The organism is Humiphilus diazotrophicus, from assembly GCF_059726315.1.
Map to the genome: position 1 here is coordinate 24,320 of NZ_AP040870.1, position 15,040 is coordinate 39,359.

Annotated in this window: 10 protein-coding genes; 2 read left to right on the forward strand and 8 right to left on the reverse strand. The window is 51.4% G+C overall.

The window, feature by feature from the left end:
• Window positions 1–13: 13 nt before the first annotated feature.
• The 5 genes from AC6I7T_RS02070 to AC6I7T_RS02090 all read right to left on the reverse strand — a co-directional run bounded on the left by AC6I7T_RS02070 (window position 14) and on the right by AC6I7T_RS02090 (window position 6,766).
• Complete coding sequence (locus tag AC6I7T_RS02070; RefSeq protein ID WP_497791622.1) at window positions 14–3,094, reverse strand: efflux RND transporter permease subunit; 3,081 nt, start codon at window positions 3,092–3,094, stop codon at window positions 14–16.
• 2 nt (window positions 3,095–3,096) lie between these two features.
• On the reverse strand, window positions 3,097–4,287 hold the full coding sequence (locus AC6I7T_RS02075) for an efflux RND transporter periplasmic adaptor subunit (protein WP_497791623.1): 1,191 nt from the start codon (window positions 4,285–4,287) through the stop codon (window positions 3,097–3,099).
• Window positions 4,287–5,573, reverse strand: a complete 1,287-nt coding sequence (locus tag AC6I7T_RS02080; RefSeq protein WP_497791624.1) for a TolC family protein — start codon at window positions 5,571–5,573, stop codon at window positions 4,287–4,289. Before AC6I7T_RS02080 ends, AC6I7T_RS02075 begins: the two co-directional genes overlap by 1 nt.
• A gap of 159 nt (window positions 5,574–5,732) precedes the next feature.
• Complete coding sequence (locus AC6I7T_RS02085; protein ID WP_497791625.1) at window positions 5,733–6,041, reverse strand: hypothetical protein; 309 nt, start codon at window positions 6,039–6,041, stop codon at window positions 5,733–5,735.
• A 416-nt stretch (window positions 6,042–6,457) separates the two neighbouring features.
• Window positions 6,458–6,766 carry a hypothetical protein gene (locus AC6I7T_RS02090; RefSeq protein ID WP_497791626.1) on the reverse strand — a complete coding sequence of 103 codons (309 nt, stop codon included), beginning with the start codon at window positions 6,764–6,766 and terminating at the stop codon, window positions 6,458–6,460.
• 302 nt (window positions 6,767–7,068) lie between these two features.
• Here AC6I7T_RS02090 and AC6I7T_RS02095 point away from each other — a divergent pair, with 302 nt between their 5' ends.
• Window positions 7,069–7,638 (forward strand): TetR/AcrR family transcriptional regulator, encoded by a 570-nt coding sequence (locus tag AC6I7T_RS02095; protein ID WP_497791627.1) that lies wholly within the window; start codon window positions 7,069–7,071, stop codon window positions 7,636–7,638.
• 151 nt (window positions 7,639–7,789) lie between these two features.
• Window positions 7,790–8,851, forward strand: coding sequence for an SDR family oxidoreductase (locus AC6I7T_RS02100; protein WP_497791629.1), 1,062 nt, complete (start codon window positions 7,790–7,792; stop codon window positions 8,849–8,851).
• Window positions 8,852–8,979: 128 nt separating this feature from the next.
• Here AC6I7T_RS02100 and AC6I7T_RS02105 read toward each other — a convergent pair whose 3' ends face one another.
• From AC6I7T_RS02105 to AC6I7T_RS02115, 3 genes are all read right to left on the reverse strand, one after another.
• Window positions 8,980–11,604, reverse strand: a complete 2,625-nt coding sequence (locus tag AC6I7T_RS02105) for an ABC transporter permease (RefSeq protein WP_497791630.1) — start codon at window positions 11,602–11,604, stop codon at window positions 8,980–8,982.
• Window positions 11,605–11,846: 242 nt separating this feature from the next.
• Complete coding sequence (locus AC6I7T_RS02110) at window positions 11,847–14,492, reverse strand: ABC transporter permease (RefSeq protein WP_497791631.1); 2,646 nt, start codon at window positions 14,490–14,492, stop codon at window positions 11,847–11,849.
• A complete protein-coding gene (locus tag AC6I7T_RS02115; protein WP_497791632.1) occupies window positions 14,489–14,833 on the reverse strand; it encodes a PadR family transcriptional regulator in 345 nt (114 codons plus the stop codon). Before AC6I7T_RS02115 ends, AC6I7T_RS02110 begins: the two co-directional genes overlap by 4 nt.
• Window positions 14,834–15,040: the final 207 nt, after the last annotated feature.

Genomic DNA, 15,040 nt, shown 5'->3' on the forward strand with positions numbered 1-15,040 from the left:
GCGGGTTCTTGTCTCAGAGGTGATTCTTCCTCTCCTGTCGCTGTTCGATCCATTTATAGAGAGTTGGAAGCACCAAAAGCGTCAGTAAGGTAGATGTAACCAAGCCTCCTATCACAACAGTTGCGAGCGGACGCTGTACTTCGGCTCCGGCACCATGCGAAAGAGCCATGGGAATAAAGCCAAGACTGGCAACCAGGGCTGTCATTGAAACAGGGCGAAGACGGGTTTCCGCGCCAATTTCTACTGCGTCTTCAATAGGCATCCCTTTCTGCCGCAGCTCTCGAATATAAGTAAGCAAAACAATTCCATTTAGAACCGCAATCCCAAAGAGAGCGATAAAGCCCACTCCTGCAGAGACACTAAAGGGCATGCCCCGGAGCAAGAGCGCCAGAATGCCCCCTGTCGCAGCCAAGGGAATATTCAGGAAGATCAAAAGTGCAGGTACGGTTGCCTGAAAGTTGAAATAGAGAAGGATAAAGATCAGTGACAACGCAACAGGGACGACGATCATCAGTCGTTGGCTAGCACTCTGCAATTGCTGGAACTGGCCGCCCCACTCCAGCTGATACTCGCTCGGAATGTTTACCTTTGCGTCCACTGCTCGCTGTGCTTCGGCAACAAAGCTCGCCAAGTCTCGTCCGCGAACATTGACTTCCACGCTGATTCGACGTTGTCCGCTTTCGCGGCTTATTTGCGCAGGTCCTTCTTCTTCCTGAATGTCGGCCAGTTGGGCGAGGGGAATAAAGTGACCTTCGCTATCACCTACACGAAGGTTCCCAATAGCATCGATCGATGAGCGTTGCTCTTCAGGAAAACGTACTTGCATGGTGAAACGACGGTTGCCCTCAATGATCTCTCCAACCGGCTTGCCGCCGATGCTTTGGATCGTATCGAGAACTTCGGAGGCATCGAGTCCATGCCGTGCCAAAGCATCGCGCCTAAGGTGAATCCGAAGATACGGGAGCCCGGCGACGCGTTCGGCGCGTACATCTGCGGCACCGCGTACTTTGCTGACGACAGCGGCAATTTGATCGGCCTTCTGCCGGAGGATCTCCAGATCTTCTCCGAATAGTTTGATTGCGATGTCGCTACGAGATCCTCCTTCCATCAGTTCTTGAATTCGCATCTGGATAGGTTGGGAGAAACTGTAAACGGCACCAGGAGCCTCTTCTTCCAGACGCTTCTCCATTGCTGCAATCAATTCGTTCTTGGAACGCTTCTTCGGCCATTGATCTTTTGGCTTCAGCGCGACATAGACGTCGCTTTGATCGATCGCCATCGGGTCGGTTGCCACTTCCGCACTGCCTGTGCGGCTGAAAACCGTCGATACTTCCGGGAACTCACGTAGTACCGTCTCAATGATCTCATTTCCATGCAACGATTCTGTAATTGAAATCCCCGGTACTCGATACATCTGTACCAGGATCGAACCTTCATCCAGCGAGGGGATAAATTCGGCTCCAAGGAAGGGAATTGCAATCAGAGAAATTGCGAATACTGCGATTGCAATTCCTGTCGTTATTCCAGGAGCGTGTAGAGCTCGCTTCAGCATCGGTCGGTAGAGGCGATCCATCTTTCGCATTAGCCATGTGTGTTCCTCTTTGGGCTGCTTCCGTAGAAAGAAAGAGCTGAGAACGGGCATGAGCGTAAGTGCGAACAGCAGGGAGCCTAGCAGGGCAAAGAGTACGGTTGCCGCCATGGGTTTGAACATCTTGCCCTCGACGCCGCCGAGAGTCAGAATCGGAACATAGACGAGGACGATAATTGAGACCCCAAAGAAGATCGGCTTTGCCACTTCCCGTGCTGCGGAAAGAATAATGGCGTGCGGCTCTTCTTCGGGTTTACGTTGATGCAACCGTCGGAGGATGTTCTCAATGATGACAACTGAGCCATCGACGATTAATCCAAAGTCGATAGCGCCGAGACTCATTAGATTCCCGGAGATCTTCGCCTGAATCATGCCGATAAAGGCCACCAGCATGGATAGAGGAATGGCTATCGAGACAATTAATCCGGCGCGGAAGCTGCCGAGCAACAGCAGCAGCACCGCGATGACAAGTAGGCCCCCTTCGATCAGGTTTCGTGAGACGGTGTGAATGGTTCGATTTACCAGGTCGGTGCGGTCGTAGAGTTGCTCGATGCGAACACCCGCTGGCAGCGTCTTCTGTATTTCGGCGAGGGTCTGTTTGACTCGGTCAGCCACAACGCGGGAGTTCTCGCCGAGCAGCATCATGGCCACTCCTATGACCACTTCTCCTTTGCCATCCTGGGTTGCGAAGCCGCGCCGTACCATGGGGCCAAAGCGCACATCTCCTATATTCCTCACAAGGATTGGAGTCCCTGTAGGAGAATTGCCGACGACGATGTTTTCAATATCGGAGAGGCTTCCTATCAATCCTTCTCCACGTATCAGTGACTGTTGCTCGGCGTGCTCAAGATAAGCTCCACCGGCATTCGAATTGTTCTTCGAAAGAGCTTCGATAACGCGGCGTAGTGGAATGTGATAGCCATTCAGCTTATTGCTATCTACCTGAACTTCATAGGTCTTTAACTCTCCGCCATGACTGTTAACTTCTACCACTCCCGGTACACGACGGAGCTTTGGAGCGATATCCCATTCAAGGATTGTGCGCAGGTCCATTAAGCTGCGTCCGGGACCGGTGACTTTGAATTGATAGATCTCTCCTAGTCCTGTTGAGATGGGACCCATCTCCGGGACACCAACTTCGGGAGGAATGGCCTCTTTTGCCTGTGGCAGACGCTCCATAACTAATCGCCTGCAAAAGTAGGGATCCATTTTGTCCTCGAAGTAGATGGCCACATAGGAGAGGCCGTACTTTGAGGTTGATTGAATCCTCGTTACTCCGGGAAGGCCGCTCATCGAGGTTTCGACTGGGAATGAGAGCAGCTGTTCGACTTCCAGTGGAGACAGACTGGGGGCTCGTGTCATGACGAGCACCTGATTGGGAGTAATGTCCGGCTCGGCATCGATAGGAAGGTTCTGCAGCGATATCACTCCCAAAGCCGCAACCAATAAGGTCGCCAGCAAGACAAGGATGCGATAGCGGAGAGCGAGTTCTACAAGTCGTTGCATCGTTACTCCTCCCCAAGGTCGCCACCGGCGAGGATCGATTTGAGGTGAAAAGAGCCTTGAGTTACGACTGGCTCGCCAACCTTTAGTCCGTTGACAATCTCTGTCAGGTTATTGATCGTGGTACCCTTTTCGACCTCCCGCTTTTCGAATTGGGTGGCAGAACGACGGATGAACACGACATCCTTTCCTTCAACCTTTTGAAGCGCACTCGAAGGGACGGCAATGGCTTGTTTGCTGAACTTTGTTGGCAGTTCGATGTTGGCAAACATGTCGGTCTTTAGTCGCAGATCTTGATTTGCTACTTCGCAGCGGACACGCGCCGTTCTGGTTTGCGGATCGAGAATGTCGCTGATGTAGGTTACTCGCCCGACAAACTTTTCATTGGGGTAGGTGTCGACCGTAATGAAGGATTCCTGACCGACACGAATGCGGCCCAAGTCCTTTTCATAGACCTCGGCCTGGACCCAGACGCGCGAAAGATCTGCAACGGCAAAGAGCTCCCGGCTTTCGTCAATTGTGTCTCCCGGCGAAGCCTGAGCTTTCGTAACTACTCCCGAAAACGGAGCCTTTAGTCTCGTGAGAAAGCTCGCTCGGGGATTGTCTCCCGATATCCCAAAGCGCTGTAGGCGCAAGCGCAACCCGTCGATTACTGCTTGTTGCGAACGGATGTTGGCTTCTAGTCCTTCTTGCTCTGCCTTATTTGATTCAAAATCTCTTTCCGCTCCAGCTCCGATATCGGCTAGGCGGCGACTGCGTTCCGATTGCCGCGTTGCCGGGATCAAGCGGGCTTTCAGTCGCTCAAGCTCGGCTCGCGCCGCTTGCATTTGAGAGATCAGCTCTCCAGCTTCGATATTGTCAAAGATGGCAAGCGTCTGTCCGGCTGCAACACGATCTCCAACCTTTGCTTGAACCTCAGTGATTCGTCCGCGCGATAATGGCCGAACGGCACCGACATGGCTGTCGATGGGTTGAACAGTTCCAGTTACACGGAGGTATTCGTTCAACTGTGTTGTGGCTGCGGGTGCATCTACAAGGCCAATATGTTTCTGGGCCGTAGAGGACATCTCAATGAGATTTGATTTGGCCACGGATTCTGCGTTGGTTGGTTCTGCCGTTTCCTTTTCTGAGGTCTTACGATGGCAGGCCGAAAGCAATACTGCGCCACAGGCAAGCAAAATGAATAGATGTTTCATCAGAGGTTTCCTCCTGTAGCGCGTTCCAATTCAGCCAGTATCCGATTTGCATCGGCTTGAGCATCAATGTAGGCCAGCCGGGTATCGAGTAAGCGACGCTGTTCGTTCAACACGTCGAGGAGTCGAAGCTGTCCCAGCTTATATGCTTCGCGAATCACAGAGAGATTGGCTGCAGAAGGAGAAATGACTCCGCTTTGAAGCATCTCGAGTGAATTCTTTGCAGCGATCCAACGCCGATAGGCCGACTCCACATCGAGAGGAATCGTTTGTTGCAGATATTCGCGATGAGCACGGGCTCCCGCCGTACGCGCTGTTGCTGCCTGTATATTTCCTACTCCACTGCGCGTTGTGCGCAAGGGAAGTGAGACGCCGAAGTTAAGCAGGTCCGCTCTGTCCCTGATGGGAGTGAGTGCGCCGCTGTTCGTAAATCCGTACAGACCCTCAAACTGGCTGTTTTGCCGGCTGAAACTGGCAGAGAGAGTGACGTCCGGCTTTGCTTCTGCACGAGCGAGGCGAATACCCATTGTTTCCTGCTCTTCAGCTGCTTCTGCAATAGCCAGGTCCGCTCGATCTTGCAGGGCCTTTTGCTGTAGAGCGCCTAGTTCCAGAGGTCTGGAAGCAGGGAAGTCTTCGTTAGGAATCGGGATATTCCGGTTAATACCAACAAGACGCCGCAACTCCGTTTCCGCAGATACCAATCTCCCTTGAGCACTTACCTGTAATACCTGTGCACGGCTGATCTCAACTTTGATCAGGTTGGCATCGAGGGGGGGCACGTCGCCTTCTTTCACTCGGGCTTCCGTAAGCTTGAGTGACTCCTGGTTTAGCTCAAGCAGATCGTTGAAGACCTTCAGCTTGTACCTTTCGGCAAGTACTTCGGCATACGCAGCTTTAATCTCAAATGCCAATTGCACGGAGCGATCACGCAGTTCCTCTTCGGAAACCTTGACGGCGAGTTCGGCTGCGCGGATGCGTTTCCCTCGCTTTCCAAAGGTCTCAACGGATTGGGATAGCTCCGCTCCGTACTGTTCTTCCCCTTCTGTACCTAAAGGTTTTCCTGTAACCCCGTTTAAGGTGAGTGTAGGCGCCGGACGTACCCCAGCCTGACGCACTCGTCCCTTAGCTTCGGCTATCCGTTCCCGGATAGAAGCCAAATCCTTGTTACCTGCAATTCCTGCACGCACCAGATCGTCCACGTTTGCAAATGCAGACGTAGCTTGTTGCGCCTCAGCAAAGAATGTCGAAGCGAACAATGCGGACAGGAGGAAGAGAATTCTTCCCCGCATAACATCTCCTATTCAGTTGTTTAGAACAGTAACTGTGACGGTAGATCCAGAGCCTTTTCCGCATAGGTATGGACTTGCCGAGGACAACGAGGAGCAGATTCCCTTAGCGGAAAGTTGCATATGCCTTCGTGCTTGGGCTAGTTCTTTGCGGAAAGTGCTCTAGGAGAGCTGTGGCGGGCGATCAATATGTATCGGGACGGAGACCGGTTGCTGGACGCTCTCTTCAGTCGGTGCAGAGGTTTCCATCGCCTCAGGAATGAAGATGAGCTGTTGCATAACCATCACGTGTGCGCAACAGCACACACAATTGTCGACAGTGGAAGGTTGTCCCTTATCCTGCTGCTGGCTCTGTTCGGCATAGCAGGAGGAGCTAGGAAGCAAATCGCAGGTGAGCACCTCGACGGCTACAAAGAGCACGAGGAAGACTGCGGTAAAGCGAAATGCTTTGGACCAGAACTCCATGTTCATAGGATGCCACAGATTGTGATTTGATGTTGTCAATCTGTTGTTGGAATATTCCTGTTTTGAGACTTGAGGCGAAGCCGATATCCACGAGACTGCTCAATTGTTTCTGATGGCAGGTATGTTTTCAGGCAGTACTTTGCAGGGCAGGTGATTGCATTGTCTCAAACGGTGCAGTTGCTCAAGAGGCCTGCCTTTTCAGTACAGGCGATTGGGACAGGGTCACACGGATTTGTGATTGGCTGGCCAGAAGGAAGACAAAAGATACAAGTCAGCTCAGCTCTGTTTGGGGCAGAGCTGAGCTGAACCTAGAGTAGTTTTCTGGTTGATATACCGCACGAAGACGATCGAGGACCCCTTCTAGCGGGAAAGAAGCCCCCTGTTCTTCGGCGGTTCCGATGCATATCTACACGAGAACTACTCTAGGCGGCACGACGCAACTCAACGGCAATATCTACATCATTTCGATCGTCTGGATGCCCAGAGATGATTGCAGCATTTTCTGCAACGGAACCTTGGAGAAACAGATCCACTTCCGGTTCATGAATATCGGGATCTTCGGTTGCGGGGCTCACGTGGACATAGGCATAGAGCTGGCTCCCATCGAAGTGATACGTGCCCGTATAAGTATGGGTCCGATCGCAACCTAGGATCTGTCCGTCATGCAGTACGGTCATTCCCTCACCGTGTGAGTGACCGGCAGTGAAATGTGTGTACCATAGGCCTTCCATATGGCTACCTCCCGTTGGAAGACTGTATTTCAGGCGATTCAGCATACGCCGGTTTTATAACGAGTGAAAAGATATTTTGTAACAAAATACAAGTCTTATTGTTACTCTGGCAGATTACTGAAGACGTATGGCTCACTTTTGTATTTCATGAGGTAAAAAGAGTCTGGCAAGGCTCATAGCTTATCTGTTCATCCTTCTGAAGTGGGTACCACGAATTCTTGTGAGCGGTGCCAGTTTGAACGGGTCCATTCGAAGGAAGATGCTAGAATGAACATTCTAGAAGGTTTAGAAGCGTAGGATGTATGGCGGACAAGAGCGACAAAAGGGAAGCAATACTCGATGCAATGCTTGAACTGATCGCCGAGCGAGGATTTCACAATGCTCCGATGTCTGTTCTTGCCAAGAAATCCGGGGCCAGCCCTGGAGTGATCTATCACTATTTCCCCAGTAAAGACGACATCATTCACGCTCTTTATAAAAAGATCGCGATGAAGAAGCGTGATGCTTTCCTTGAAGGCTATTCGGAAAAGATGAGCCCGCGCGAGGCTTTCCTTCATATCTGGTTGAATGCCTATCGCTTCTACCGTACTCATCTTCAGGAAACGCGCTTTCTGGATCAGTACCTCAACTCTCCTTATTGCAATCCGGATGCTATCGAGAAAGAGGAACGCTCCGACCCTACTACTGCCCGTCTCCTTGGACTCATGAAGCCGAGGAAAAAGGGTGGGATCTTAAGAGAACTCCCTCCTGAAGCTGTTCAAAGCTTCACCTTTGGCCTGGCGGCAAATCTTGCTAAGGCTCCGAAGCCTTTCTCTCCATCCACTCTTCGTACGGTTGCAGAATCCGCCTGGATAGCTATTGCCGACGAGTAGTTGAAACCTGATGATGCTAAGTCTCGTCAAGTAGATATGCCCGTAAAGCCGGATAAAGATTTTTCGAATCCAATAGAATGAACGTTCGATCTAAAAGAGAAATCTTTCCTGGAAGTTCTTGTGGGCGAGAGTGATTGTTTAGGAGATAGCAATGAGTACGGTTCTGGTTACCGGCGGCTCCGGTTTTATCGGTAGTCATTGTATTGCGCAGCTGCTGGCTACGGGCCATCGTGTGCGCACGACAGTTCGAAATCTGAAACGCAGAGACGAAGTGCTGGCCATGTTGAGACATGCTGGTGCCGAGCCGGAGGACCGGCTAGCTTTCTTTCAGGCTGACTTGGAAAAGGATGAAGGCTGGAGAGAGGCTGTAAACGGCTGCGAATACGTATTGCATGTAGCTTCTCCGTTTCCTCCAGGTGTTCCAAAGCACGAGGATGAATTGATCGTTCCTGCGCGAGAGGGTGCTCTCCGCGTTCTGCATGCTTCCAGAGATGCAGGAGTTAGACGTGTAGTTCTAACCTCCTCCTTCGCTGCCATTGGCTACGGCCACAAGATGCGAACGCAACCCTTCAATGAAAATGACTGGACAGCGCTTGAGGGCGACGATATAGCGCCCTATGCGAAATCGAAGACATTGGCCGAACGGGCGGCGTGGCTTTTTATTGCCAAAGAAGGGCGGGGTCTGGAGCTCTCCGTGGTGAATCCGGTAGGCGTCTTTGGTCCAATTCTGGGACCCGATTATTCAACATCGATTCTGCTTGTCCAGCGGTTGATGGATGGCGCCGTACCCGGATGCCCAAAGCTGTATTTGGGCGCCGTCGATGTTCGTGATGTTGCGGATTTACATCTCCGGGCTATGGTGCATCCAGCCGCTAAAGGCGAACGGTTCCTGGCTGTTGCAGGTGCGTTTATGTCGATGCTTGAAATCGCGATGATTCTCAAGACAAACATGGGCGAGCACGCTAGCAAGGTTCCATCCAGACAGCTTCCGAATTGGCTGGTACGCCTCGCCTCCTTACGGGATCCAGCGATCAAGCTGATTCTTCCCGAACTCGGCAAAATGAAGAATGCTACAAGCGAGAAGGCTAGACGGCTGCTAGGCTGGATGCCTCGTTCGAATGCCGAAGCTGTTATCTCTACAGCCGAAAGCCTGTTGCAGTTTGGTCTTTTGAAGAGTAGCTCGAAGAAAGTCTGGGAAGAAGCGAAGGCATAGCTGCCATGCAAGCTGGTATGAAAAGGGCGAACGTCATACCGCCATTGCAGAATCTTTGTGTCCCACCTTCGTAGACGGAGCTTTTTGCCACCGCGAAGGTGGGACACCCAAAGTTGCTCTTTTATTTGCTATTCACTACGAAGAGCCTCAACAGGATTGATTGTTGCAGCGCGCCTCGCCGGAAGCCATGCAGCGAGAAGTGCGAGCAGAAGCATTAAGAGTGGAACCGTATAGAGGGTAAAGGGATCGAAAGGGCTGACCTCGAAGAGGAAGCGCCGCAACATGCGTGCAGAGGCTATAGAAATGAGCAGTCCGGCCGTTGAGCCAGCGATAGCCCATAAGATGCATTGCTTCACGATCATTTCCACTATCTGCAATCGGGATGCCCCCAACGCGATACGGACACCAATTTCTCTCGTTCGCCAACTTACTATATATGCCATCAAGCTGTAGACTCCAGCTCCTCCCACTCCGAGAGCGAGTACTCCGAAGCTGAGCAGCAGAAGCGTCAAGGATCGGGAGGTTGAAGAGGCGTTCGTGATCACTTTATCGAAGGCGCGTACATGCGTAACGGGCGCGAAGGGATTCAGCTCTGTGACAATGCTGCGAAGCTCCGAGGCCGTTTGTTCAATGCTTGTATGAGAGCGGAGTAAAATGCTCATCTTTGGAGCTTCGTTCTTGACCGTCATTGGAAGATACAATTCTTCGTCGTAACTACCGGCCAGATTTTCATGATGCGTATTGCTGACTACTCCCACGACGATAAACGCGATGCTTGGATTGAAAACTCCCGGAGCTTGTTCATCGCCCACGTTAAGGATGCGTTTGCCCAGCGGATTTTGATTTGGCCAAAGTAATTCGGCCATTCTTTGATTGATCACTACAGCTCGACTTGTACCCGCCTGATCGGAGTCGGTCAATAATCGGCCACGGAGAAGACGAAGTCCGAGGATTTGGAAGTAGTTAGAAGAGACAACGCGGGCTGTGGCTATTCGTGCTCCCTGTCTTGCTTCGCGCGGATGATCTTCCGCATCGTAGGCATACATCAGGTGATTGCCAGTCATTGGAAGAGTACTTACAAGTGCAGCGTCTTCGACCCCTGCCATTCCTTGTGATCTCTCCACCAACTGCTGGAAGAAGCCCTGGCAATGACCTTTTAGTCTGCACGCTGTAGCGTCCAGTGAAACTTCTGCTGTGACGATGTGATCGGTACGAAATCCGGGATCGACGCGGGAGAGTTGATAGAGACTATGAAGCATTAATCCCGCGGCTGTAATCACCACAACCGAGAGAGCAATTTGTCCAATAACCAAGAGCTTGGAGAGCTTGAATTGAGAATCCTTTCCCACGACACTCAGACTGCCGGAGCGCAAAGTTTGCTGTATGTAGGGCGAAGCCATCTTAATAGCGGGGATCAGGCCAAAGAGAACACCGGTAAGAATGGATAGAAGGAAGGCAAATAGAAAGACATTCCAGCGAAGCGAAATGTCTGTTATTCGCGGTGTGTCCGCAGGGAGCAGTTGAGTCAAAGCTCGAATGCAAACGGCAGAAGCACTCAGGCCTACTATTCCTGCAAGTACTCCTAAAAGTGCGCTTTCTACAAGCAGTTGACGGATTATCCGAATACCCGATGCACCCAAGGCGGTACGTATGGCAATTTCCCGCTCACGGGAGGCAGCTCTTGCCAGCATGAGATTTGCCACATTTGCGCAGGCGATGAGCAGAATCAGTCCAACAGCTGCAAAGAGCAACAGTAGCCTTGGGCGTGTATCTCCCACTACGGAGTTGAGCAAGGGGACAACAATTGTTTCTGCAGCCCAGATGTCGGGCATTCTCCAGGGAAAGAGTGTCAACAGTTGTGGATGCAATCGGCGCAATTCAGCTTGTGCTGCAATGGGAGAGATCCCGTCTCTCAATCTTCCAACCGCTTGGAGTTCGTATGGGCTTATCCAAGGGTCGAAAGAATCTCCACCCTTGAAGGCGATGGGGATAACGAAATGAGTCTCTGCATAAGGGAAGTGGACTCCCGCAGGCATGACGCCAATAATGGTGCGCGAAACTCCATCGATCCGAATAACCTGGCCGATAATCTCAGGATTACCTGCAAAACGTTGTTTCCAGTATCCGTAGCTGATGATGGCAACCAGGTCTTGTCCTGAAACAGCATTCTCGGGAGAAAAGAAGTGCCCGAGTGCTGGATGGATTCCCAGCGTATCGAAGGTGTTGACACTTACAGTAGCTCCGAAGATCCGTTCTGCTGTGTCGTTTGTAGCTACATTGGCTTCTGTATTCAGGCCATAACCAGAAATAGAGGCAAACGATTGGGAATGCTGTTGTAAGGCACGAATCCAGCCTTTAGGGAAGTACGCACCTCCAGAAGAAACCGATGCCAGTCGATCTTGCTGAGCAAAAGGCAATGGACGCAGCATGATCGAATCGATCAAGGTGAAGATCGCAGTATTTGCGCCGATTCCGAGCGCTAGCGTGAATACTGCCATGATGGTGAAAGCGCGGTATCTTTTGATCTGCCGAAGGCCGAACTTCACGTCGGACCATAGGGATGCGAATGTGGACCATTGCCAAGGTTCGCGTGCTCGCTCTGTAATCAAAGAAATGTTGCCGAATGCTCGCCGTGCCTGATGTTCAGCTTCCTCCGGACTAACTCCATCGGCAATAAGCGCTTCGATCTTTTCTTCAAGGTGCTGATTGATTTCCTCGGAGAGATCGTCGTAGACGCGGCGGCGGGAGAACATAGCAGATCCTCACAGAGTCCAAAATTTGAATGCGAACTTGTGTGGCGCCCGGGAGTCAATCCCTGGCTATGTAGAAACAAGCCTAGAGTAAAATAGTATAGAGGTATCCGTCAATAGGCTTTTGCGTATTGAGCCATGGCTTCGATGGAAATCGAGAAAAGGCTTGAAAAGAAGGTGTTTCGCTGTTGTTCCGACTCTTGATCGTAGATAGAAATCTGGTCGAGAGTCGGAGTCAGCAGCCGTCATTCCGCCCGAAGTGCCTCTAGTGGATTTACGGAGGCAGCACGGCGGGCGGGAATGTAACTGGCCAGGAGTGTCGAGAGCGCTAGAATAAGAGCCACAGCCAGTAGTGTGGAAACGTCCCAGGCACTTACCTCAAAGAGCAGGCTGCGCAATAGGGATGCAGCAGTGAGAGAACAGGCTATTCCAATTGCTATTCCTATTAAGGTAAGCCAAACTGCTTCGCGAAGGATCATTCGGTATACCGAGCTACGTTGGGCACCTAGAGCCATCCGAACTCCGATCTCTCGCGTTCGCTGATTTACCGTATATGCAATTACGCCGTATAGACCAACAACGCCGAGTATCAATGCCAATACGGCGAAGCCTCCGACCAGCCAGGCCGAAGAGCGGTGTAGTGAAGCCGTAGGAGAGTCGTGAATGTGATCGGTCATGGTGATGGCATATGAAGTAGCAATTCCGGGATCGAGCCGGTGAATACTTGCAGCCATAGAAGTGAGCAATAACTGAGGATCCTGGGAAGTTCGTACGATGATATAGAAGAGGTTATTGGGCTCCTGATCGAAGGGAACATACATGACCGGGCGAGTTGTAATGTCGAGCGGCCCCTCCCGGATATCATCTACAACTCCAACAATTTCTACGGGATCGGGAACTCGATTTGTGTTCAGGATCTTTTTACCGACCGGATTTTCGTCTGGAAAAAACTTCCTGGCGAAAGCCCGATTGATGATGGCGATAGGAGGGTGGGAGTTGTTATCGGTCTCTGTAAAGGTTCTTCCCTGTAGAAGTTGCGCTTGGAGTGTTGCGAAATAGTCCGTACTGACGCTGCGAAAGTTTACTTCGTTGTTGTTTCCGAGAGAGGGCCTTCCAAAGAGACCGATACTGATGATTCCATCACCATCTCCCACGGGAATGTCGCTGGAGGTAGCCGCTGACTTTACGCCAGGAAGAGCAGTGAGTTGTGTCAGTACTCCTCGTTTGAGTGACACCATCTGCGGATTCTTGCCATAGCTGGATTCTGGCCCCCAGACACGTAGAATAGCGAGATTCTCGGCTTCCATCCCGGTATCGACATGCAGGAGACGATAGAAGCTCTTACCAAGTAAGCCTGCGCCAACCATCAGAACCATGGCGGTTGCCAATTCAATAACAACAAGATGAGTACCGAAGTGATGCCACATTGTTCCGGCACTGCCGCGGCCTCCTTCTTCAAGTCCTCCCCGAATATTGCCTAGCGATAGCTTCAAGGCAGGCGTCAGGGCGAAGAGAGCTCCAATCAACAAAGATATCGTGCAACTAAAGAGCAGCACGTGAGGTGTTAATCCAACCCCTTGCATATACGGCATGCTGGCAATTCTGTTTGCCGGAATCAGGCCGAGAAAAACCTTCATTGCGAGATAAGCAAATCCAATCCCGAATATGCCTCCTGTTGCGGCAAGAAGTGCTCCCTCTGTGATGAACTGCCGGATCAGGCGAACAGGTGTTGCTCCGAGTGCTCCACGTATAGCAATTTCTCGCTTTCGTCGTTCAGCACGAACGAGGAGTAAGCTTGAAACATTCACCGTAGCAATGAAGAGCAACAGTCCGGAACCGCTTAGCAATACCAGTAAGATTGGTCGGATGTCGCCGAGAATGGCGTCTGTCAAAAGAATCCCACTTGCGCCTCGATTACGATTTGTTTCGGGATATCTCCGCTGCAACTCAAGCGCGATTGCTTTTAATTCCTGGACAGCAGTTGCAAAGGTCGCCCCCTCTTTAAGTCTTGCAATTCCATAAAAGTTATGGCAGCTACGGCTTTTTGCGCAGCCCGAGGTGGGATCGATTGTTAACCAAAAATCCGGAGAGCCTGCAGGTGCAAAGTGGAAGTCTTTGGGCAGCACTCCGATAATGCTGGCTGGAGTACCATTCAAGATAATCTTCTGACCTAAGACGTCTTGTCTGCCTGCAAAGCGTTTTTGCCATGCTGCGTAACTTAGAAGAACTGTACTTGATGGTGCGGAACGATCCTCTCCATCGTGAAAATCGCGTCCAAGAGATGGATGCACGCCAAGGGTCCGGAGAAAATTATCGCTGGTGCGAACGCCGTTGACCTGTGTTGTCTCGTTCGATGCCGTCAGAAGAAAATCGCCAATTTCATAAACTGCCAGAGAACTAAATCCGTGGTTGAGCTTCCTCCAGTCCAGATAATCCAGATAAGAGAGATGATATCTGGGGCCGGTTCGATTGCTCTCGAATAGATTTACTAGCTCTGAAGGCGCTTCGTAAGGCAGCGGACGAATCAACGAGGCATCGACAAAGGCGAAGATCGTAATCGCCGCTCCGAACCCGAGAGCCAGTACCAGACTGGCGATGAGAGTGAAGCTAGGATTTTTGATTAACTGTCGGAAAGCGAAACGCAGATCCTGGAACAAGGCTTCAAGAAAGGGAAGAGTGCTCCGTTCGCGATAGGCCTGCTTTGTCATCTCTACTCCGCCTAACTTCATGATTGCGTTGCGGCGGGCTTCTGCAGGTGTCATGCCTGAGCGAAGGTTGTCTTCAACATGCAATTGGAGGTGAACTTGCATCTCCTCGGCAAATTCGCTTTCAGAAACCGTCTTCCGAAAGAGACCACGAAAACGGAGAAGGCAGGCACGTAGCTTTCTCATAGAGGATTCTCTCCTGGAGACAGGAAGCGAGCGACAATTGCTGTTGCACGTTCCCACTTCAATGATTCTTTCTCGACCTGCTTCCGTCCGGCCTTCGTTATCCGGTAATAGCGGGCGCGGCGGTTATTGTCTGAGACTCCCCATTCCGAGGCGATGTAGCCCTCCTGCTCCAGCTTTAGGAGCGCAGGATAAAGAGTGCCATATTGCACGATGAGCTCTTCGCCACTGGTTTGCTCGATTCGCCGTGCAATACCATAGCCATGCAGTGGACCCATCGCTTCCAGTGTCTTCAGGACCATGAGGGCCAGAGTCCCTTGCCAAACATCGCTCTTGCCGTTCATACCTCTCCTATTGGCTAACAATAGGAAGGTACACTGTCTTCCTATTGGGAAGCAAGAGGAGATTTTTCTGTATGGTACTGCTCCTGTTCCCGGAAGGAAGTCCGTAAACAAAAAGTGATCCTTAGCGCCAGGGGGGCTATCACAGGGTGACTCGTCTTAGACGCGCAGGGGAAATAGAATTATATGTTGGGAGAAGCTGGTGTTCTG